The sequence below is a fragment of the Aminobacter sp. Piv2-1 genome, assembly GCF_037625995.1.
In the GTDB taxonomy this organism is placed as follows: Bacteria; Pseudomonadota; Alphaproteobacteria; order Rhizobiales; family Rhizobiaceae; genus Aminobacter.
The window spans coordinates 140,088-161,250 of the sequence record NZ_JARKMU010000003.1; the positions used below are offsets into that span (position 1 = coordinate 140,088).

Annotated in this window: 18 protein-coding genes; 11 read left to right on the forward strand and 7 right to left on the reverse strand. The window is 66.2% G+C overall.

The genetic code is table 11. The annotated features are described in order from the left end of the window. Positions 1-13: 13 nt before the first annotated feature. Complete coding sequence (locus AmiPiv_RS06905; RefSeq protein WP_340036598.1) at positions 14-1,078, forward strand: ABC transporter ATP-binding protein; 1,065 nt, start codon at positions 14-16, stop codon at positions 1,076-1,078. Between the two features lie 498 nt (positions 1,079-1,576). Here AmiPiv_RS06905 and AmiPiv_RS06910 read toward each other — a convergent pair whose 3' ends face one another. From AmiPiv_RS06910 to AmiPiv_RS06930, 5 genes are all read right to left on the reverse strand, one after another. Continuing rightward, entirely contained in the window at positions 1,577-3,004 is a 1,428-nt protein-coding gene (locus AmiPiv_RS06910) for a gamma-aminobutyraldehyde dehydrogenase (RefSeq protein WP_340036599.1), read from the reverse strand. Positions 3,005-3,023: 19 nt separating this feature from the next. Next, positions 3,024-3,839: an ABC transporter permease gene (locus AmiPiv_RS06915; protein WP_340036600.1), complete on the reverse strand. Its 816-nt coding sequence runs from the start codon at positions 3,837-3,839 to the stop codon at positions 3,024-3,026. Between the two features lie 188 nt (positions 3,840-4,027). Continuing rightward, entirely contained in the window at positions 4,028-4,996 is a 969-nt protein-coding gene (locus AmiPiv_RS06920; RefSeq protein ID WP_340036601.1) for an ABC transporter permease, read from the reverse strand. Continuing rightward, positions 4,993-5,991 carry an ABC transporter ATP-binding protein gene (locus tag AmiPiv_RS06925; RefSeq protein WP_340036602.1) on the reverse strand — a complete coding sequence of 333 codons (999 nt, stop codon included), beginning with the start codon at positions 5,989-5,991 and terminating at the stop codon, positions 4,993-4,995. Before AmiPiv_RS06925 ends, AmiPiv_RS06920 begins: the two co-directional genes overlap by 4 nt. A 221-nt stretch (positions 5,992-6,212) precedes the next feature. Next, positions 6,213-7,373, reverse strand: coding sequence for an ABC transporter substrate-binding protein (locus AmiPiv_RS06930; RefSeq protein ID WP_340036603.1), 1,161 nt, complete (start codon positions 7,371-7,373; stop codon positions 6,213-6,215). A 357-nt stretch (positions 7,374-7,730) separates the two neighbouring features. On the opposite strand from AmiPiv_RS06930, the gene AmiPiv_RS06935 reads away from it, so the two are divergent. Further along, positions 7,731-8,969, forward strand: coding sequence for an acyltransferase family protein (locus AmiPiv_RS06935; RefSeq protein ID WP_340036604.1), 1,239 nt, complete (start codon positions 7,731-7,733; stop codon positions 8,967-8,969). A 28-nt stretch (positions 8,970-8,997) separates the two neighbouring features. On the opposite strand, the gene AmiPiv_RS06940 is transcribed toward AmiPiv_RS06935, so the two are convergent. After that, positions 8,998-9,909 carry a LysR family transcriptional regulator gene (locus tag AmiPiv_RS06940; RefSeq protein WP_340036605.1) on the reverse strand — a complete coding sequence of 304 codons (912 nt, stop codon included), beginning with the start codon at positions 9,907-9,909 and terminating at the stop codon, positions 8,998-9,000. Between the two features lie 106 nt (positions 9,910-10,015). On the opposite strand from AmiPiv_RS06940, the gene AmiPiv_RS06945 reads away from it, so the two are divergent. After that, the gene (locus tag AmiPiv_RS06945; protein ID WP_340036606.1) at positions 10,016-10,501 is read left to right on the forward strand and encodes an ester cyclase; all 486 of its coding nucleotides are present in this window, start codon (positions 10,016-10,018) and stop codon (positions 10,499-10,501) included. A 4-nt stretch (positions 10,502-10,505) separates the two neighbouring features. Here AmiPiv_RS06945 and AmiPiv_RS06950 read toward each other — a convergent pair whose 3' ends face one another. Further along, positions 10,506-11,672, reverse strand: a complete 1,167-nt coding sequence (locus AmiPiv_RS06950) for a dihydrodipicolinate synthase family protein (protein ID WP_340036607.1) — start codon at positions 11,670-11,672, stop codon at positions 10,506-10,508. A 323-nt stretch (positions 11,673-11,995) separates the two neighbouring features. On the opposite strand from AmiPiv_RS06950, the gene AmiPiv_RS06955 reads away from it, so the two are divergent. From AmiPiv_RS06955 to AmiPiv_RS06990, 8 genes are all read left to right on the forward strand, one after another. Continuing rightward, positions 11,996-13,045: a LacI family DNA-binding transcriptional regulator gene (locus AmiPiv_RS06955; RefSeq protein WP_445206913.1), complete on the forward strand. Its 1,050-nt coding sequence runs from the start codon at positions 11,996-11,998 to the stop codon at positions 13,043-13,045. Then, positions 13,042-14,043: a Gfo/Idh/MocA family protein gene (locus AmiPiv_RS06960; RefSeq protein WP_340036609.1), complete on the forward strand. Its 1,002-nt coding sequence runs from the start codon at positions 13,042-13,044 to the stop codon at positions 14,041-14,043. The genes AmiPiv_RS06955 and AmiPiv_RS06960 overlap by 4 nt, the downstream gene beginning before the upstream one ends. A 2-nt stretch (positions 14,044-14,045) precedes the next feature. Beyond that, a complete protein-coding gene (locus AmiPiv_RS06965; RefSeq protein ID WP_340036610.1) occupies positions 14,046-15,656 on the forward strand; it encodes an acyl CoA:acetate/3-ketoacid CoA transferase in 1,611 nt (536 codons plus the stop codon). Then, a complete protein-coding gene (locus tag AmiPiv_RS06970) occupies positions 15,649-16,428 on the forward strand; it encodes an enoyl-CoA hydratase/isomerase family protein (RefSeq protein ID WP_340036611.1) in 780 nt (259 codons plus the stop codon). Before AmiPiv_RS06965 ends, AmiPiv_RS06970 begins: the two co-directional genes overlap by 8 nt. Then, positions 16,428-17,948 carry an aldehyde dehydrogenase family protein gene (locus tag AmiPiv_RS06975; protein ID WP_340036612.1) on the forward strand — a complete coding sequence of 507 codons (1,521 nt, stop codon included), beginning with the start codon at positions 16,428-16,430 and terminating at the stop codon, positions 17,946-17,948. The genes AmiPiv_RS06970 and AmiPiv_RS06975 overlap by 1 nt, the downstream gene beginning before the upstream one ends. A 93-nt stretch (positions 17,949-18,041) precedes the next feature. After that, complete coding sequence (locus AmiPiv_RS06980; RefSeq protein ID WP_340036614.1) at positions 18,042-19,295, forward strand: ABC transporter substrate-binding protein; 1,254 nt, start codon at positions 18,042-18,044, stop codon at positions 19,293-19,295. 67 nt (positions 19,296-19,362) lie between these two features. Beyond that, positions 19,363-20,283 (forward strand): carbohydrate ABC transporter permease, encoded by a 921-nt coding sequence (locus tag AmiPiv_RS06985; RefSeq protein ID WP_340036615.1) that lies wholly within the window; start codon positions 19,363-19,365, stop codon positions 20,281-20,283. Continuing rightward, complete coding sequence (locus tag AmiPiv_RS06990) at positions 20,280-21,161, forward strand: carbohydrate ABC transporter permease (protein WP_340036616.1); 882 nt, start codon at positions 20,280-20,282, stop codon at positions 21,159-21,161. Before AmiPiv_RS06985 ends, AmiPiv_RS06990 begins: the two co-directional genes overlap by 4 nt. The last annotated feature ends 2 nt before the right edge of the window (positions 21,162-21,163 follow it).

Sequence of the window (21,163 nt, forward strand, 5' to 3'; positions counted from 1 at the left end):
AGAGCAAAAGCCAATGGCCGATCCCTTCCTTTCCATCCAGAGCGTCAAGAAGTCCTTCGGCAATGTCGCCGTGGTCAAGGATTTCAACCTCGACGTCGGTGCCGGCGAATTCGTGTCCTTCCTCGGGCCGTCGGGCTGCGGCAAGACCACCATGCTGCGCATCGTCGCCGGCTTCGAGGAGCCCAGCGCCGGCAAGGTGCTGATCGGTGGCAAGGACGTCACCGGCCTCAAGCCCAACCAGCGCAACATCGGCATGGTTTTCCAGGCCTATGCGCTGTTCCCCAACCTGACGGTCGCGCAGAACATCGGCTTCGGCCTCAAGGTCGCCGGCATGCCCAAGGCAGAGGCCCAGGCGCGCATCGCCGAGATGCTCAACATCATCAAGCTGCCCGATTTCGGCGACCGCTATCCCTACCAGCTGTCGGGTGGCCAGCAGCAGCGCATCGCGCTCGCCCGCGCGCTGGCGCCCAAGCCCAAGCTGCTTCTGCTCGACGAGCCGTTGTCGGCGCTCGACGCCAAGGTGCGCATCTCGCTGCGCGAGGAAATCCGCTCGATCCAGAAGAAGCTCGGCATCACCACCATCTTCGTCACCCACGACCAGGAAGAGGCGCTGTCGATGTCCGACCGCATCGTGGTGATGAACGAGGGCCGCGCCGACCAGACCGGCACGCCGTTCGAGATCTACAACCGGCCCTCGACCAAGTTCGTCGCCAATTTCGTCGGCACGCTCAACGTGCTCGAGGCCACGGTCTCCGACGCTGCCTCCGGCAAGGTCCGCATCAACACCGAGGAGATCGGCCTCCAGGGCAAGCTCAACGGCTCGCGCTCGGGCGACACGCTGTCCTTGGCGCTGCGCCCCGAGGCGATCTCGCTCGGCCGCCGTCCCGGCACCGACACCAGCCTCAGCGGCCAGATCGCCGACGTGCATTTCCTGGGTTCGGTCATCCGCGTCCGCGTCGGCGTCGGCCAAAACATGGTCTCGCTCGATACCTTCAACAACTCCTCGACCCCGCCGCCCGTCGTCGGCGAAAAGACCGAGATCAGCTTCTCCTCCGGCGACGTGCTGGTGCTGCATTAGCCGTTTCGCGCCGGTCACCGGATTGCGTCGGGGCGGGATTTCCCGCCCCGATCGCTTTTGTGGATGTGGAAACAGTCTCCACGGCCGGCGACTTTCTTCGTCACCGCCGCATTCCTTCGCGCCCCCCTCTGGCCTGCCGGCGTTCGTCGTTCGAAAAGCCAAGCAATTGGCTTTTCGTCGCCTTCGGCGACCACTCCTCACCCCCCACAGGTGGGGAGATTAGCAGCGTCACCCCGTCTGGCTCGTCTTGCAAGGTAGAAGGTTGGCGAAGGTAGTGATGACGGCTGATCTCCCCACCTGTGGGGGAGATGGCCGGCAGGCCAGAGGGGGGCAACGTAGGGTGAGGGTGCGTGACTTTCCCTCCCCCTTGGGGGGAGGGTCGATCCGCACAGCGGATCGGGGCGGGGTCCCAGGGGTAGCGCGCGGCATCTTCCTCGACGTGGGAAGTGCCCTGAGAGCGGAAATGCTTGGGCATGAAGCGCATTCCCGCCCTCGTGTCTAGCCGTGCGCGATCATCACATGGCGAACGGCGGTATAGTCCTCCAGCGCATAGACCGACATGTCCTTGCCGTAGCCGGACTGCTTGAGCCCGCCATGCGGCATCTCGTTGGTCAGCATGAAGTGGGTGTTGATCCAGGTGCAGCCATATTGCAGCCGGGCGGCGGTCGCCATGGCGCGCGAGATGTCCTTGGTCCACACCGACGACGCCAGCCCGTAGTCGCTGTCGTTGGCCCAGCCGACCGCCTCGTCGACATCCGAGAAGCGGGTCACCGAGACGACCGGGCCGAACACCTCGCGGCGGACGATCTCGTCCTCCTGCAGGGCGCCTGCGACCACCGTCGGCTGGTAGTAGAAGCCGCCGCCGTCGCCCGGCTGTCCGCCGGTGGTGATGTCGATGTGCTTGAGCTCGGAGGCGCGCTCGACGAAGGAGGCGACGCGATCGCGCTGGCGGCGCGAGATCAGCGGCCCGATCTCGTTCTCGGTGTCGTCGGCGTGACCGTAGCGGATGGTCGATACGGCCGAGGACAGGTCGGCGACGAGCTTGTCGTAGATCTTCTTGCCGGCATAGATGCGGCAGGCGGCGGTGCAGTCCTGGCCGGCATTGTAGTAGCCGAAGGCGCGCAGGCCGGTGACCACGGCGTCGATGTCGGCATCGTCGAAGACGATGACCGGGGCCTTGCCGCCGAGTTCGAGATGGGTGCGCTTGACCGACTTGGCTGCCGCCTGCAACACTTTCTTGCCGGTGGCGACGTCGCCGGTGATCGAGATCATGCCGACCTTGGCGTGGTTGATCAGCGTGTTGCCGACGCTTTCGCCGCGGCCGAGCACGACGTTGACCACGCCCTCGGGCAGCACGTCGGCGAGGATCCTGGCGAGCTTCAGCGCCGTCAGCGGCGTCTGCTCCGACGGCTTGAAGACGACCGTGTTGCCGCCGCCGATGGCCGGCGCCAGCTTCCAGGCCATCATCATCAGCGGATAGTTCCACGGCGCGATCGAGGCGACGACGCCGACCGGGTCGCGCCGGATCATCGAGGTGTGGCCGGGCAGGTATTCGCCGGCGACGAGGCCCGGCATCGAGCGCACCGCGCCTGCGAAGAAGCGGTAGCAGTCGACGATCGCCGGGATCTCGTCGTTGAGCACCGCGTTGATCGGCTTGCCGCAGTTGAGTGCCTCGAGGCGGGCGAATTCGGTGGCCTCGGCCTCGATACGGTCGGCGATCTTGAGCAGGTAGCCCGAGCGCTGGGCGGGCGTGGTCTTCGACCAGGTCACGAAGGCCTTTTCGGCGGCAGCGACCGCCGCCTCGATCTGCGCCGGCGAAGCCTCGGGCAGGTTCAGGATCGTCTCGCCGGTGCGCGGGTTGAGGATCGCCTCGTCGGTTTCGGTTCCGCGCTCGAATTTCGAGCCGATCAGCATCTGGGTGTCCATGATTTCTCCCTTTCGATTCTTATTTTCCTGCCCCGGCGATCTGGTCGCCTTCGCGGGTCAGGTAGTAGGCGGCGAGGATCGGCAGCAGCGTGACAAGCACGACGACCATGGCGACGACGTTGGTGACCGGGCGCTGGCGCGGCCTGACCAGCTCCTCGAGCATCCAGATCGGCACGGTCTCCTGCTGGCCGGCGGTGAAGGTGGTGACGATGACTTCGTCGAAGGACAGCGCGAATGCGAGCATGCCGCCGGCGAGAAGCGCCGTGCCGATGTTGGGCAGGATCACGTGCCGGAAAGTCTGGAAGCCGTCGGCGCCGAGGTCCATCGAGGCCTCGATCAGGGAGCCCGAGGTGCGGCGGAAGCGGGCGACCGCGTTGTTGTAGACGACCACGACGCAGAAGGTCGCGTGGCCGAGCACGATCGTCCAGAACGAGAACGGGATCTCCGCCAGGCTGAAGGCCGAGCGCAGGGCGATGCCGGTGATGATGCCGGGCAGCGCGATCGGCAGGATGACGAGCAGCGAGATCGCCTCGCGGCCGAAGAAGCGCGTCTGGCTGACGGCGGCGGCGCAGAGCGTGCCGAGCACGAGTGCTATCGTGGTCGAGATTGCTGCGACCTGGACCGACAGGCCGAGCGCCTGCCACACGTCGGGCCGTCCCCAGGTCACGCCGAACCACTGGGTGGTGAAGCCGGGCGGCGGCCACTGGTAGCTCTTCTCCTCGGTGGTGAAGGCGTAGACGAAGATCAGCAGGATCGGCAGGTGCAGGAAGGCGAGGCCCGCGGCTGCCGCGATCTTGAGCCCGCGCGGGGCCGATTGCGAACGGTCAGAGCGCATGATGCCGGCTCCCCTTGCGTTCCTGAATACCCCCACCCCACAAGGGGGAGGGGGACGTCTTCTGCAGTCCCGCCGGATTGTCCCGAACATGGGCGACAGCAAGTTGGAGGGCAGGGCGGCTCCAGAATCCGCCTCCCCCCTGTGGGGAGGGGTCTGGGGTGGGGGTAAGGCCGGAGGTGACGAACGAACTAGAGCGCATCGAAGGCTCCCATGCGTTTGGCGCCCCAGAGGTAGAAGCCCATGATGACGATGGGAACCACGGTGAAGGCGGCGGCGAGCGGGATGTTGCCGGCGGTGCCCTGCTGGGCATAGACGGCCTGGCCGATGAACAGCCTGGACGTGCCGATGATCTGCGGGATGATGTAGTCGCCGAGCGTCAGCGAGAAGGTGAAGATCGAGCCGGCGACGATGCCCGGCAATGCCAGCGGGAAGATGACGTTCCTGAAGGTCTGGCCGGGCGAGGCGCCGAGGTCGGACGAGGCCTCGACCAGGTTGCCGGGCACGCGCTCGAGCGCAGCCTGGATCGGCAGGATCATGAAGGGCAGCCAGACATAGACGAAGACGATGAAGGTGCCGGTGAAGGAGACCGACAGCGAGTTGCCGCCGACGACGGGCAGCGACAGCCAGCCGTCGAGCAGCCACGACAGCTGCAGCTTGGCGAACAGCCAGGTCAGGATGCCTTCCTTGGCGAGGATTAGCTTCCAGGCATAGACCTTGACCAGGTAGCTCGACCACAGGGGCAGCATGACGCCGAGATAGAACAGCGCCTTCCAGGTGCCGCGGGCGTAGCGCGCCGCGTAGTAGGCGATGGGGAAGGCGATGGCCGCCGAGGCGAGCGTGACCAGCACCGCCATCGTCACGGTGCGGATGATGATGTCGATATTGGCCGCCTGCAGCAGGTCGCCATAGGTCTTGAGCGTGAACTCGCGGTTGATCAGGCCGGAATATTCGTCGATCGAGAAGAAGCTCTGCGCGAGCAGCGCCAGAAGCGAGCCGATATAGACGATGCCGAGCCAGAGCAGCGGCGGCGCCAGCATGAGCAGGAGGAGCAGCCCCGGCCTGCGCCAGAGCAGGTCCGACAGCGCCCCGGCGATGCCGCCCCGCTTGGGCAGGATCGCGGCGGTTCCCGTCGCCCCGGTCACGGCCTGGACGGTCATGCCTGCTCCTCCATGAGATGGAGCTGGTCGCGGCTGAAGGCGAGCACCACATGCTCGCCGTCGTCGGGGACGGAAGCTCCGGCGGGGAGGGAGGCATGCAGCCTGAGGCCGTCGGCATCGAGCGCGAGCTTCGTGGCTGCGCCCAGATAGTGGCGAGAGAGCACGCGGGCGGCGACGCCATCGCCGCTGGCCTGGCGCAGCACGCGGATCTGCTCCGGACGCAGGCTGCCCCAGCGGCGCTGGCCCGAGTGGCGCTGCACGAAATCCGGCGGCAACACGTTGGACGAGCCGACGAAGTCGGCGACGAAACGCGAGGCGGGGCGCTGGTAGATCTCCTCCGGCGTGCCGACCTGCATGATGCGGCCGTCGTTGAAGACGGCGACGCGGTCGGCCATCGACAGCGCCTCGCCCTGGTCGTGGGTGACGAAGACGAAGGTGATGCCGAGCGCCTTCTGCAGCGCCTTGAGCTCTTCCTGCATGTTCTCGCGCAGCTTGAGGTCCAGCGCCCCGAGCGGCTCGTCGAGGAGCAGCACCTTGGGCTTGTTGACGAGCGCGCGGGCGAGCGCCACGCGCTGCCGCTGGCCGCCCGAAAGCTGCCCCGGCTTGCGGCCGCCGTAGCCGGGCAGCTGCACCAGCCTGAGCGCCTCTTCGGCCTCGCGCAGGCGCTGTTCCTTGCCGACGCCCTTGACCATCAGCCCGTAGGCGACGTTGTCGAGTACGTTGAGATGCGGGAACAGCGCGTAGTCCTGGAACACGGTGTTGACGTTGCGCCGGTAGGGTGGCACGCCCTCGGCGCGTTCGCCGAAGATTGAGATGCTGCCCGACGTCGGCTGCTCGAAGCCGGCGATCAGCCTGAGGCAGGTGGTCTTGCCGGACCCCGACGGCCCCAGCATGGCGAAGAACTCGCCCGGCTTGATTTCGAGGTCGACCGCATCCACGGCGCGCACGGCGCCGAAGTGACGCGAGACTTTCTGGAATGAGACAGCTGGGGTCATGTCGTTGTCCGACTCTTCAGATGCAGAGGGGCGCCGCCCCTCATCCGCCTGCCGGCACCTTCTCCCAGTCGAAACCGGGAGAAGGGCAAGGCGATGACATGGCCAACCTCCCCCTTGTGGGAAGGTCGCGCCGAAGGCGCGGATGGGGGGTAGATGCACCATGTGGCACACCCACACCCCGACGCCACGCGTCGTCCCGTCCCGCAAGGGGAGGGTAGGGCTCAGCGGCCGCCGATCACGCCGATATAGTCCGACACCCAGCGGTAGTAGGGCACGCACTGGTCGTTCTGGCTGGCGCATTTCGACACCGGCGTCTTCCAGAACCTGATCTTGGCGAAGTCTTCGAAGCCGTTGGTCTTGCAGCCTTCCTCGCCGAGCAGCTCGTTGCCCTTGCAGGCTGCCGGCACGGCCGGGTTCGAGCCGAACCAGGAGGCGAGGTCGCCCTGCAGCTTCGGATTGAGCGAATGCTCGAGCCACATGTAGGCGCAGTTCGGATTGGCGGCCTCGGCATGCATCATGGTGGTGTCCGCCCACCCGGTGGCGCCCTCTTCCGGGATGGTCGAGCCGATGGGCTGCTTTTCGGAGCCGAGCAGATTGACCTGGAAGGGCCAGGAGCTCGACGCCACCACGCCTTCGTTCTTGAAGTCGTCGATCTGGATCATGGCGTCGTGCCAGTAGCGGCCGACCAGCGTGCGCTGCTGACGCAGGAGGTCGAGCGCCGCCTTGTACTGGTCCTCGTTGAGCTCGTAGGGATCCTTGATGCCGAGCTCCGGCTTGTGCGCCATCAGGTAGTTGGCGGCGTCGGCGATGTAGATCGGACCGTCATAGGCCTGGACGCGGCCCTTGTTGGACTTGCCGTCCGGCAGCGTCGATTCCTCGAAGACGACGCTCCAGCTCTTGGGCGCTTCCTTGAAGACGTCCTTGTTGTACATCAGCACGTTCGGCCCCCACTGATAGGGCACGCCGTAGTGCTTGCCGTCGACGGTGAACCAGGGCGCATCCTTGAGGCGCTCGTCGACCGTCGACCAGCTCTTGATGAGGTCGAGGTTGATGGGCTGGACGCGCTTGCCGGCAACGAGCCTGAGCGATGCGTCGCCCGAGGCGGTGACGAGGTCGAAGCCGCCCTCGTTCATCAGCGCCACCATTTCGTCGGAGGTGGCCGCGGTCTTGACGTTGACCTTGCAGCCCGACTGCTTCTCGAACTCCGAGACCCAGTCGTAGTTCTTGTCGGTCTCGCCGCGCTCGATATAGCCCGGCCATGCGATGATGTTGAGCTGGCCTTCGCCCTTGCCAACTTCCTTCACCATCTCCTGCGCCAAGGCCTGGCCGGAAAAGCTGCACGCCAACGCAATGGCCGTGCAGGATTTCAGAAATGACTTCATGTCGATCCTCCCATCAGGGACCGCTTCCATCGGCGGTGTTGCCCTGGATGAAGGGTGCGGCGAAAAGCCCGGTTTCGCAAATTCATTCGAAAGAAAGCCGATATCGGTTTTTCCGATAGCTTCACCATGTCGTCTGCGTCTAGCCAGCACCACTTTAGATGGCGCCTGATGTCACGGCCCTGCTGCGTCCAGCCGAAAGCATTAGACCCCGGCTGCCGCAGTATCCCTTTGCGTCAATTCTCAACTTCCGGCGCAACAGCTATCGTGTTGCTGCGATACCCCTGTCGGAGCGCGAAAATCGGCGTCTCCGGACGCCGCTATTTGCGACTGCAACGGGCCGAACTGCAGGCGCATGCAATGAGGGCAGTTTCAACGCTTGGCGTCCTTGGGCTGGTGGCATTGGCCGCGAGCCTGCTTTGCCTGTGCGTCTGGCGCGGCGTTTCACGCATCGGCGCCAAGGGGTCATGGGGCGCGGCAAATGCCTCTCCCGCGCGTTGGGTGCATGTCGCAACGGCTTTCGTGCGTCCGACATCCGGCCGCATCGGCCAGGAATACGAGCTGACGGCGAAGCAGCTTGCCGCGTCCGGCGATCGGCTGTTCTGGAACAACATCCAGATCCTGCGGCTGATCGGCGCCTACGGCATCGTCTACGTCCACCTCGACCTGATCTTCGCCGACATCGGCGCCGGAACGCGCATCGTAGAGGTCCTCCGCTTCGGAACCGATCTCTTCCTCGTCGTCTCGGGCTTCCTCTCGGCGCATGTGCTGGGACGGTCCGGCAAGCCTGCCGGGGTCTATCTTCGCGACAGGGCCATCCGCATCCTGCCGCTCTACTGGCTTTTCACCGTGCTCGCCTATTTTGCCAAGAGCACGGCAACCAGCTACGGCGCCCCCACCCTGAGGGAGCTGGCCATGTCGCTCGCCTTCATCCCCTACGGCCCGTATCCGATCCTGCACCCCACCTGGACGCTCGTCGTCATCGTCGAATTCAGCCTCGTCATCGCCGCCTTCCAGCTAGTGAGCGTCAGGCATGGCGTCTATCTGGCGTCGGTCTTCGTGGTCGCGCTGGTGCTCGTCGGAGAGGCGTGGCCACCCGAAAGTCCCGCCCTCATCGCCTACACCAATCCGATCCTCATCGACTTCGCCTTCGGCGTGCTCATCTATCGGCTCACCTCCGTTGGTGCCGCCGCCTTGCTGCCGGGGCGAAGGGGCCTCGCCGTTGGTGCCGCGATCATCCTGGCGAGCGTTGCCGCCGTCCTGGCGCGGCCGTTCCTGTGGCCGGACATGGCGCGGCTGCTCGCACTGGGCGTGCCGGCATCTGGCATTCTCCTGGGCACCGTCATGCTGGAGAAGGCAGGTTATCTGGTGCGATCGGTGCCGGTGAACTTCATCGCCAAGGCGACCTATGCGATCTACCTCTGCCACCAGTTCGTCAACGGCGCATCGGCGAAGATCGTTGCCATGCAGCAGTCGTCACGGGCGTTTCCGATTTTCGTGCTGGTTGCGGCCCCGTTCATCGTCACGGTCATCGCCATATTCGTCTTTGCCTATGTCGAAGCGCCGATGACGCGGCTACTCAAGGCGCGGTTCGCCTGACTGCTCCGTGGCCGTCGGCGGCACGGCGTCAAAGCCGCTGGCGGACCGTGCGCTGGGCCTGGGCGATGCCGATGAAGTCGCGCGCGGCGGCCGGCAGCGACGAGCCGCGCCGCCACACCATGCCCACCTGCACGACGGGAAGCGAGCCCGACACGTCGCGGGATTCGATGCGGTCGCCTTCGAGCGACCACGGCCGGTAGACGAGGTCGGGCAGGAGTGCGACGCCGGCGCCGGTCGCCACCAGCGAGCGCACCGCCTCGACCGAGCGAGTGCGGAAGGCGACATGCGGCTTGGCGCCGATGGCCGAAAGCAGCTTGCCGGTGTTCTCCTCGATCTCGTCGACCGACAGCATGATCAACGGCTCGGTAGCGATGTCGCCGATGCTGATGATCTCAGCGGAGGCCAGCGGATGGCCGAGCGGCAGCCAGAGGCGGTAGGCAGAGACCTCGAGGATCTCCGACTGCAGGGCCATGCGGTCGCGCAGGTTGGAGGTCACCATGACGGCGACGTCCAGCTTGCCGCCGACCAGCAGGTGTTCGAGATAGTCGCCATTGTCCTCGATGGCGGTGATGTCCACCGCCGGGTGGGCGCGGCGGTAGCGGGCGAGCAGGTCGGAAAGCACGTAACCCGCGACCAGCGAGGTGACGCCCAGCTTGAGCTGGCCGGTGGTCGCCGCCTGCCCGCCGAAGAAGGTGCGCCGCGCGTCCGACACGTCGGCCAGGATCTTGGTGGCGTGGCGCAGGAACTGATGGCCCTTGTGGGTGATGTTGAGGCCGCGCGGATGGCGCTCGAACAGCTCGACGCCGAGATCGGCCTCCAGTTCCTTGATCGCCTCGGTGACCGACGATTGCGAGATCGACAGGTTCTGCGCCGCGCGCGAGATGGTGCCCTGCTCGGCGACGGCGACGAAGAACTGGAGCTGGCGAAGCGTGAAGGCCATGGCGCGGACTAAACAGGGCGGGAAGGGTTTTGGGAAGAGGGCAGGCCATTCCCTCGCAGTTCCGGCGGCAGTAAGAATAAGTGCAGGAAACGAATGGAGGATCGCCATGCATCGCCGCCAGTTTCTCGCATCCGCGGCCGTGGCCGCCCTGCTTGTTGCCGCGGCACCCGCCTGGGCGCAGGATGCGCCGCAGGCTGTCGTCGAGGCCTATCTCGCGGCCTGGAACGCGCATGACTCGGCCAAGGCGGCCGAGCTTTTCGCCGACAATGTCGTCTATTACGACGCCTCGGTCGGCAAGCCCGTCGAGGGCAAGGAGGCGGCCAAGACCGGCGTGATCGACAACTTCCTCAAGGCCGTGCCGGACGCTGCCTGGACGATGAAGGGCGCGCCCGTCGTCCAGGACGACCGCGTGTCGTTCGAGTGGGAGTTCTCGGGCACCAACTCGGGCGACTGGGCCGACGGCACCAAGGCGACCGGCAAGAAGTTCTCCTTCACCGGCGCTTCGATGTTCTCGGTCAAGGACGGCAAGATCGCCAGCCAGAGCGACTATTACGACGCGCTCGGCTTCTACAAGCAGCTCGGGCTGATGTAGCCGCTCAGGCTATGCCGTACTGCATCATGAGCGCCGTCATGCGTTCGGCGGCGAGGTCGGGCTTGTCGAGCACGTTGGCCCGGTCAGCAAGACGGAAGATATCGGCGTAGTGGTTCATGCCGCGCGCGGCCTGCATGCCGGCAGGCATGGTGAAATGGCTCTGGTGGCCGTTGAGCCAGGCGAGGAAGACGACGCCGGCCTTGTAGTACTGGGTCGGCGCCTCGAAGATCTTGCGCGACAGCGGCACCGTCGGCTCGATGGTGCCGCGGAAGGTGGCGAGGTCGTTCCTGGCGAGCGCGGCCAACGCCTTCGACGCCTGTGGCGCCACCGCGTCGAAGATGCCGAGCAGGGCGTGGCTGTGGTGCGTGCCGTCGCCCTCAATCAGCGCGGCATAGTTGAAATCGTCGCCGGTGAAACAGATCACGCCTTCGGGCAGGCGGCGGCGCAGCTCGACCTCATAGGCCTGGTCGAGCAGCGAGATCTTGATGCCTTCGACCTTGTCCCGGTGGTCGGTGATGATGGAGAGCACGGTCTCCAGCGTGTCCTCGAAGCGGTCGCCGCCCCAATAGCCCCGGAGCTCGGGATCGAACATGTCGCCCAGCCAGTGCAGCACGACCTTGTCCCTGGCCTGGCCGAGGATGCGGCCATAGACCTCGCGGTAGTCGTCGGGGGATTTCGCCACATGCGCCAGCGCGCGGCTGGCCATCATGATGGCGCGGCCGCCGTGTTTTTCGATGAAGCCGAGCTGTTCCTCATAGGCGGCGACCACGTCGTCGAGCGAACGCGCGTCGCGTTTGTCGAGCTGGTCGGTGCCGGCGCCGCAGGCGAGGTCTGCGCCCGGCACGCTGCGCGCCTCGGCAAGCGAGCGGCGGATCAGCTCCTGCGCGCCGGCCCAGTCGAGCCCCATGCCGCGCTGCGAGGTGTCCATCGCCTCGGCGATCTTGAAGCCGAGCGACCAGAGATGATGGCGGAAGGCCATGGTCGCATCCCAGTCGATGGCCGGGCTGTTCCACTGCGTGGCATCAGTCCACGGGTCGGAGACGACATGGGCCGCGGCATAGGCGATGCGGTTGAAAACGGGGGCGGTCGCCGGCCGCTCGGTCGGCGTGCCGACAAGGGCGTAGGTCTCGATCGAGCGGTCGGCTCGCGGAAGCTTCACTGGCCTGGCCATGGGTTCCTCCCCTGATCGGCTGCATCTCGTAATTTAGAACGTTCCAAATTTCAAGTTGATTTTTGCGCTCGACTTCGCTGGGACGGCGCGATCGGCTCGAGTTCACGCAGTCGCCGGCGGTCGCGTTCCGGTTTGGTATGGTAAATCGTTTGAAATGCGGAATTGTGCACAATTTGAGCATTTCGACAGCCGTGCATCGGCATGTGCAGCTGGTGCGAGAATGGCGGCGCTGCCGATCTTCCCTGCTTGACAGTTTGGAACGTTCCAATTATTGGACTCGCAAAACGGGCCGGAGATGCCCGTCTGCAAGCCCTTCTGGGAGGATGGCGTTGAAGCAGTCCAAGGTGACAGTCGTCGATGTTGCGCGCGCCGCCGGCGTGTCGAAGTCGACCGTGTCGCTGGTGCTGCAGGGCAGCTCGCTGGTCAACGAGGCGACCCGCGCCAGGGTCGGCGCCGTCATCCGCGAGCTCGGTTATGTCTACAACCGCAGCGCCGCCAACCTGCGCCAGTCGAAATCCAAGATCGTCGGCATCGTCGTCAACGACCTGACCAACAGCTTCTTCGCCGAGCTGGCCGTCGGCATGGACATGGTGGTGCAGTCGGCCGGCTACATCCAGTTCATGGCCAATTCGGCCGAAAATGCCGACCGACAGGCCGAGGTGATCGCCTCGATGCGCGAGCACGGCATGGCCGGGCTGATCCTGTCGCCGGCGCGCGGCACGACGGCCGCCGATCTCAGGCCGCTGGTCGACAGCGGTATCCCGGTGGTGCTGGTGGCGCGTAACGTGCCCGGGCTCAAGGTTTCCTCGGTCGTATCCGACGGGCATGCGGGGGCGGCGGCAGCGGTCAGGCACCTGATCGAGCTCGGCCATCGCCGCATCGCCTTCCTCGGCGGCTTCAACGACACGGCCGTATTCGACGAGCGCATGCGCGGTTTTCGCGACGCGCTGGTGGAAGCGGGGCTCGATGCTTCGGAAGAGCTGGTGATCAGCTCGGCACCGTCGCGGGCGGGCGGCGTCGCGGCGGTCGAGCGCCTGCTTGCCATGGCCGACCGGCCGACGGCGGCCTTGTGCTTCAACGATGCGGTGGCGTTCGGCGCCTGCGACGGGTTGCGCAGCGCCCGCATCGAGCCGGGCGTCGACTTCGGCGTCATCGGTTTCGACGACGTGATCGAGGCGAAGACGGCGGTGCCGGCGCTGACCACGGTTTCGGTCGATCCGCAGGGCATGGGCCGGCGGGCGGCGCAGCTTCTGCTCAAGCAGATCAATTCCGGGAGTTTCGAGCCGGAGGCGCTGGTCGCCTCGGTGCGGCTGGTGGTGCGCGAGAGCTGCGGGGCGTCGCAGCGGATGAAACGAGAGGCGATGACGGCATGACGCGCTGGGGTCTGATCGGGGCGAGCACCATCGCCAGGGAGTGGGTGATCGGCGCGATCCGCGCGACCGGCGGCGAGGTGGTGTCGGTCATGAGCACCAATGCCGAGCGCGGCCGGGACTATGCCCAGGCGAACGGCATCGCCAATTCGGTGACCTCGCTCGAGGAGATCGTCGGCGATGCCGGCATCGACGCCGTCTACATCTCGACCACCAACGAACTGCACCGCGAGCAGGCGATTGCCGCGGCCCGCGCGGGCAAGCATGTGCTGTGTGAGAAGCCGCTGGCGCTGACGCTCGCCGATGCCCAGGCGATGGTGAAGGCCGCGCGCGAAGCGGGCGTGATCCTCGGCACCAACCACCATCTGCGCAACGCGGCGAGCCACTGGGCGATGCGCGATGCGATTGCGGCCGGCAAGATCGGCAAGCCGCTGGCGGCGCGGGTGTTCCACGCCGTCTACCTGCCGCCGCATTTGCAGGGCTGGCGGCTGGACAAGCCGCAGGCCGGCGGCGGCGTGATCCTCGACATCACCGTGCATGACGCCGACACGCTGCGCTTCGTGCTGAACGACGATCCGGTGGAGGCGATCGCCTTCAGCCAGAGCGGCGGTATGGGGCAGGCGGGGCTGGAGGACGCCGTGATGGGCGTGCTGCGCTTCAAGTCGGGCGTCATCGCCCAGTTCCACGATGCGTTCACCACCAAGTTCGCCGAGACGGGTTTCGAGGTGCATGGCACCGAGGGTTCGCTGGTCGCGCGCAACGTGATGACGCAGCGACCCATCGGCTCGGTGGTGCTGCGCAACGCGGAGGGCGAGCACGAACTCAAGCTCGACCAGCGCAATCTCTACGAGGCGGGGCTTCAGACTTTTCATGACGCCATCGCCGGCGAGGGCAAGCCTGCGGCGACGGGCGAGGACGGCCTGTGGTCGCTGGCGACGGGGCTCGCGGTCGTCAAGGCCGCCGCGACCGGCAAGGCAGTCGCCATCGAGGCGGGGCTCTGACAATGGGCAAGCACATCACCCCTGCTCAGGCTGCGGCGCTCATTCCCGATGGCGCGGTCGTTTCGGTGTCGTCGTCGAGCGGGCTCGGTTGCCCCGACCTGATGCTGAAGGCGATCGGCGAGCGCTTCGAAGCGACCGGCCATCCGCGCGACCTCACGACGCTGCATCCGATCGCCGCCGGCGACATGAGCGGCATTAGGGGTGTCGACTACATCGCCAAGAAGGGCCTGCTGCAGAAGATCATCGGCGGCTCCTATCCGTCGGGGCCGTCGAGCGCCGAGCCGCCGCTGATCTGGCAGATGATCGGCAACGAGGAGGTGGCGGCCTACAACGTGCCGTCGGGCATCCTGTTCGACATGCACCGCGAGGCGGCCGCCAAGCGGCCGGGCGTCATGACCAAGGTCGGGCTCGATACCTTCGTCGACCCCGAGCGGCAGGGCTGCGCCATGAATGCGCGGGCCGCGGCCGAGCCGCTGGTCAGGAAGGTCAGCTTCGAGGGCGAGGATTGGCTCTTCTTCCCCGCGATCAAGCCTGAGGTGGCGATCATCCGGGCGACCACCGCCGACGAGCGCGGCAACCTGACCTACGAGCATGAGGGCGCCTATCTCGGCGGGCTCGACCAGGCGCTGGCCGCCCGCAACAATGGCGGCATCGTCATCGCCCAGGTCAAGCGCCTCACCAAGGACGGTTCGCTGCGTCCGCACGACGTGCGCGTGCCCGGCATACTGGTCGACTACGTCGTCGTCGACCCCGAGCAGAAGCAGACGACGCAGACGCTCTATGATCCTGCGATCTCGGGCGAGATCATGCGACCGCTCGACAGCTTCCGGGTGCCGGAATTCAACATCCAGAAGGTGATCGCGCGCCGTGTGGCACAGGAGCTGGAGGCGGGCAGCGCCGTCAATCTCGGCTTCGGCATCTCGGCCAACGTGCCGCGCATCCTGCTCGAAGAAGGCCTCCATGGCGAGGTCACCTGGGTGATCGAGCAGGGGGCCGTCGGCGGCGTGCCGCTGCTCGACTTCGCCTTCGGCTGCGCCTCCAATGCCGATGCCTTCATGCCGTCGCCCTACCAGTTCACCTATTTCCAGGGCGCGGGCTTCGACGCCTCGCTGCTGTCGTTCCTCGAGATCGACCGCAGCGGCTCGGTCAACGTCTCCAAGCTCAGCTTCAGGCCGCATGTGACGGCGGGGGCGGGCGGCTTCGTCGACATCACGGCGCGGGCCAGGAAGATCGTCTTCTCCGGCATGTTCAATGCCGGCGCCAAGCTCGGCATCGAGGCGGGCAAGCTTGTGGTGGAGAAGGAAGGCAAGCTGAAGAAGCTGGTCAACGAGGTCGAGCACGTCACCTTCTCGGGCCGCCGCGGCGTCGAGCAGGGGCAGGACATCACCTATGTCACCGAGCGCTGCGTGCTGAAGCTGACGGGTCAAGGCATCGTGCTGACCGAGATCGCGCCGGGCGTCGAACTGCGGGCGCATATCCTGGATCAGGCGGAGTTCCCGCTGATCGTTTCCGACAAGCTCAAAGAGATGGATTCAGCCCTGTTTGCCGAGGCGCCCATCGGCCTCAAGCTGCCGCGCAAGCCGATGCGCAAGCTGGAGGCTGCCCATGGCTGACCAGCGCATCAAGGTCGAGTTCCAGGGTCCCGTCGCCGTCATCACCGCAGCCCGGCCGGACAAGCTGAATGCCTTCGACATCGACATGCTGAAGGCGCTGTCGGCGGCCTGCGACGAGGTCGAGGCGAATGCGGATGTGCGGGTCGCCATCCTGACCGGCGAGGGCAAGGCGTTCTCGGCGGGTGGCGACATCAGGGCCTGGGGCGGCATGACGGCCAACGAGTTCGGCCACGCCTGGGTGCGTTTCGGCCATCGCGTGTTCGAACGGCTGGCGACTTTGCGCATGCCGCTGATCGCCGCCATCAACGGCCATGCGCTGGGCGGCGGTCTGGAACTCGCCATTGCCGCCGACATCCGCATCGCCGAGCGCCACGTGAAGATCGGCCTGCCGGAAACCGGGCTCGGCATGGTGCCTGGCTGGTCCGGCACCCAGCGGCTAGTGCGCCGCGCCGGCGCGCAGGTGGTGCGGCGCATGGCGCTGGGCGGCGAGATCTTTTCGGCCGAGGAGGCGGCAGCGCTCGGGCTGGTCGACCATGTGGTCGAGACCGGCGGGGCCGTGGCTGCCGCGCATGATTACGCGGCGCGGATCGCGGCGCGCGGCCCGGCGGCGGTCGAGGTCGCAAAACTGATGATCGCGACCGCGAACGGCGAGGACAATGGCACCGCCGTCGAGGCGCTGGGCTCGATCCTCGTCGCCAAGACCGGGGACCTCAAGGAGGGGCTCGCGGCCTTCAGCGAGAAGCGCGCCGCCAAATTTTCGGGAGAATGGTGATGACGGTCCTGATGCGCCCCAAGCCGCTCGACGGCTTCAAGGTCCGCGAGTTCAAGATGCTGATCGACGGCAAGTGGACCGGCGGCGCCGAAGGCAAGACCATCGAGCGCGCCAGCCCCGGCCACGGCAGCGTCGTCAGCCGCTACGAGGCTGCGACCGCGGTCGACGCGAACCGCGCCATCGCGGCGGCGCGCAAGGCCTTCGACGACGGCCACTGGCCGCGCATGACCGGCGCAGAGCGCTCGCGCATCCTGCTCAGGGCCGCCGACATCATCGACGAGCGCGCCGACGAGCTGGCCTTCCTCGACTGCATCGAATCCGGCAAGCCGATCTCGCAGGCCAAGGGTGAACTCGGCGGCGCCGCCGACATCTGGCGCTATGCGGCAGCGCTAGCGCGCGACCTGCATGGCGAGAGCTACAACACGCTGGGCGACGGCACGCTGGGCGTGGTGCTGCGCGAGGCCATCGGCGTCGTGTCGATCATCACGCCGTGGAATTTCCCGTTCCTGATCGTCAGCCAGAAGCTGCCCTTCGCGCTGGCCGCGGGCTGCACGGCGGTGGTCAAGCCGTCGGAACTGACGTCGGGCTCGACGCTGGTGCTGAGCGAGATCCTGGAAGCCGCCGGCGTGCCGGCCGGCGTGGTCAACATCATCGTCGGGACCGGCCCCGAGGCGGGCGCGCCGCTGACCAGCCATCCCGACATCGACATGGTGTCGTTCACCGGCTCGACCGGCATCGGCCGGCTGACCATGGCCAATGCCGCGCAGACCTTGAAGAAGGTGTCGCTGGAACTCGGCGGCAAGAACCCGCAGATCGTCTTCCCCGACGCCAATCTCGACGACTTCATCGATGCGGCGGTGTTCGGCGCCTATTTCAACGCCGGCGAATGCTGCAACGCCGGCTCGCGCCTGATCGTGCATCGCGACATCGCCGACGAGGTGACCAGCCGTGTCGCGGCGCTTTCGGCCAAGGTCAAGGTCGGCGATCCGCTGGACCCTTCGACCCAGGTTGGTGCTATCATCACCCCGCAGCATCTTGCGAAGATCGTTACTTACGTGAAAGGTGCGAGCGAACATGGCGCGAATGTCGCCGTCGGCGGCGCCGCCGCCGATCTCGGCCTCGGCCAGTTCATGGAACCGACGATCCTTTCGTCGGTCGCGCCCGACATGGCGGTGGCGCGCGAGGAGGTGTTCGGACCGGTGCTTTCGGTGCTTGCCTTCGAGACTACGGACGAGGCGATCCGCATCGCCAATTCGATCGACTATGGCCTTTCGGCCGGGGTGTGGAGCCGCGACTTCGACACCTGCCTGACGGTCGGCCGCCGCGTGCGGGCCGGCACCGTCTGGATGAACACCTTCATGGACGGAGCGTCCGAACTGCCCTTCGGCGGCTACCGGCAGTCGGGCATCGGCCGCGAACTCGGCCGCCATGCGGTGGAGGACTATACCGAGACCAAGACGCTGAACATGCATATCGGCCCGCGGACGGGGCACTGGATGCCCAAGGAGGCACGAGCCTGACGCGGCCAAGGAGGAATTCCCTGCGGCGGGGCCAATGGGAACTTGTGTCACGCAATCACGCGTGAGTTAGCTTGCAACCCGGGAGGAACTGGAATGCGTAAGTTTCTGATGAGTACCGCAGCCATTGCGACGCTGCTTGCGGCGCCGGTGCCGCTGGCCTTCGCCGACGAGAGCGTCGAAGTGCTGCACTGGTGGACCTCGGGCGGCGAGGCGGCGGCGCTCGACGTGCTCAAGAAGAACCTCGAAAGCCAGGGCGTCACCTGGAAGGACATGCCGGTGGCCGGCGGCGGCGGCGAGGCCGCGATGACGGCGCTGCGCGCCCGCGTCACGGCCGGCGATCCGCCGACCGCCGTGCAGGCGCTGGGCTTCGACATCACCGACTGGGCCAAGCAGGGCGTGGTTGGCGATCTCGGCGAAGTGGCCGACAAGGAAGGCTGGGACAAGGTCGTTCCGGCGGCGCTGCAGAACTTCGCCAAATATGACGGCAAGTGGATAGCAGCACCGGTGAACGTGCACTCGACCAACTGGGTGTGGATCAACAAGAAGGCGCTCGACGCGGCCGGCGGCAAGGTGCCCGAGACCTGGGACGAGCTCGTCGCCGTGCTCGACAAGATGCAGGCCAACGGCATCACCCCGCTCGGCCATGGCGGCCAGGCCTGGCAGGACGCCACCATCTTCGACGCGGTCGTGCTGTCGCTCGGCACCGACTTCTACAAGCAGGCCTTCATCGACCTCGATCCGGCCGCGCTCGGCGGCGACAAGATGGTCGAGGCCTTCGACCGCATGGCCAAGCTCAAGAGCTATGTCGACAAGGACTTCTCCGGCCGCGACTGGAACCTGGCTTCGGCCATGGTCATCGAAGGCAAGGCCGGCATGCAGATGATGGGCGACTGGGCCAAGGGCGAGTTCCTCAAGGCCGGCCAGAAGCCCGGCACCGACTTCGTCTGCATCCGCTTCCCAGGCACCCAGGGCGCGGTGACCTTCAACTCCGACATGTTCATGATGTTCAAGGTCGGCGACGACAAGAAGGCGGCGCAGATGAAGATGGCCTCGGACATCGAGGACCCCGCCTTCCAGTCGTCCTTCAACGTGGTCAAGGGTTCGGTGCCGGCGCGCACCGACGTGCCGGACACCGCCTTCGACGATTGCGGCAAGAAGGGCATCAAGGACCTGGCCGAAGCCAACACGAGCGGCAAGCTGTTCGGCTCGATGGCGCATGGCTATGCGGCACCGGCAGCGGTGAAGAACGCGCTCTATGACGTCGTGACCCGCCACTTCAACGGCGAGCTCGACTCCAAGGCTGCCGCCGCCGCGCTGGTCGAGGCGATCGCCGCCGCCAAGGGCTGAGGCCTAGCATGACGTGCCCCGGCTTCGGCCGGGGCACCATTTTTCGAGATCAGCAGAGGCTGGAACCATGGCAGACCTCACGACGACCGCTGTGCCGCGCACGGCGACGGACACGCGCGCAACGTTGCAGGAGTGGTTGCCGAAGATCGTGCTTGCGCCGAGCTTCGCGATCATCCTCCTCTTCGTCTACGGCTTCATCATCTTCACGGCCTTCCTGTCCTTCTCGGGCTCGAAGCTGTTGCCCGACTTTTCCACCTGGGTCGGCTTCGGCAACTATGTGAGGCTGTTCAACCACCCGAACTGGACCACCGCGCTCAAGAACCTGGCGATCTTCTCGATCCTCTACATCGTCGTCTGCAGCGTGATCGGGCTGGGGCTCGCGATCTTCCTCGACCAGAAGATCCGCGGCGAGGGCGTATTGCGCCCGATCTACCTCTACCCGATGGCGCTGTCCTTCATCGTCACCGGCGTGGCCTGGAAGTGGTTCCTCGACCCCGGCATCGGCCTCGAGCACGTCATGCAGACGTGGGGCTGGGAGAGCTTCTCGTTCCGCTGGATCAAGGAAGGCCAGATGGCGATCTACACCATCGTCATCGCCGCGGTCTGGCAGTCGTCGGGCTTCGTCATGGCGATGTTCCTCGCCGGCCTGCGCGGCGTCGACAACGAGATCATCAAGGCCGCCCAGATCGACGGTGCCTCGACAATGACCATCTACCGGCGGATCATCATCCCCTTGATGCGGCCGGTGTTCCTGTCGGCCTTCGTGGTGCTCGCCCACCTCGCCATCAAGTCATACGACCTGGTGGTGGCGATGACCGACGGCGGCCCCGGCACGGCGACATGGACGCCGGCGCTGTTCATGCAGAAGTTCACCTTCGGCCGCAACGAGATGGGCATGGGTGCCGCATCCGCCATGGTGATGATGATGATGATCTTCGCGATCATCGTGCCCTATCTCTACTCCGAGCTCGGGGGGAAGAAGAAATGAGCGCACCCTCGCAAGACGTGGCGACCCGCAACGGCGTCTTCGCCCGGGCCTTCATCTACGCGATCCTGATCCTGTTCGCGGTCTACTACCTGCTGCCGCTCTACGTCATGGTGGTCAACTCGCTGAAGCCGCTCGACGAGATTCGCCAGGGCAACATGCTGGCGCTGCCGCAGCAATGGACCATCGCGCCCTGGCTGTCGGCCTGGTCGACGGCGCAGATCGGCGTGCAGCCCACGGGGCTCAAGCCCTACTTCCTCAACTCGGTGCTGATGGTGGTGCCGGCGGTGGCGATCTCGACGATCCTCGGCGCGCTCAACGGCTACGTGCTGACCAAGTGGCGCTTCAGGGGAGACAACGTCGTGTTCGGCATGATGCTGCTCGCCTGCTTCATCCCGTTCCAGATCGTGCTGATCCCGTCGGCTCGCATCCTCGGCCTGCTCGGGCTCGCGGGCTCGGTGCCCGGCCTGATCCTGATCCACGCGGTCTACGGCCTCGGCTTCACGACGCTGTTCTTCCGCAACTACTACGAGGCGTTCCCGACCGAGCTGGTGCGGGCCGCGCAGATCGACGGCGCCAGCTTCTTCCAGATCTTCCGGCGCATCCTTCTGCCGTCGTCGGGGCCGATCATCGTCGTCACCGTCATCTGGCAGTTCACCAACATCTGGAACGACTTCCTGTTCGGCTCGTCGTTCTCCAGCGTCGATTCGATCCCCGTCACGGTGGCGCTGAACAACCTGGTGAACTCGTCGACCGGCGTGAAGGAATACAACGTCCACTTCGCCGGGGCGATCCTCGCAGCCCTGCCCACCCTCATCGTCTACATCGTCTCCGGACGCTACTTCGTGCGCGGCCTGATGGCCGGCGCGGTCAAGGGGTAAGC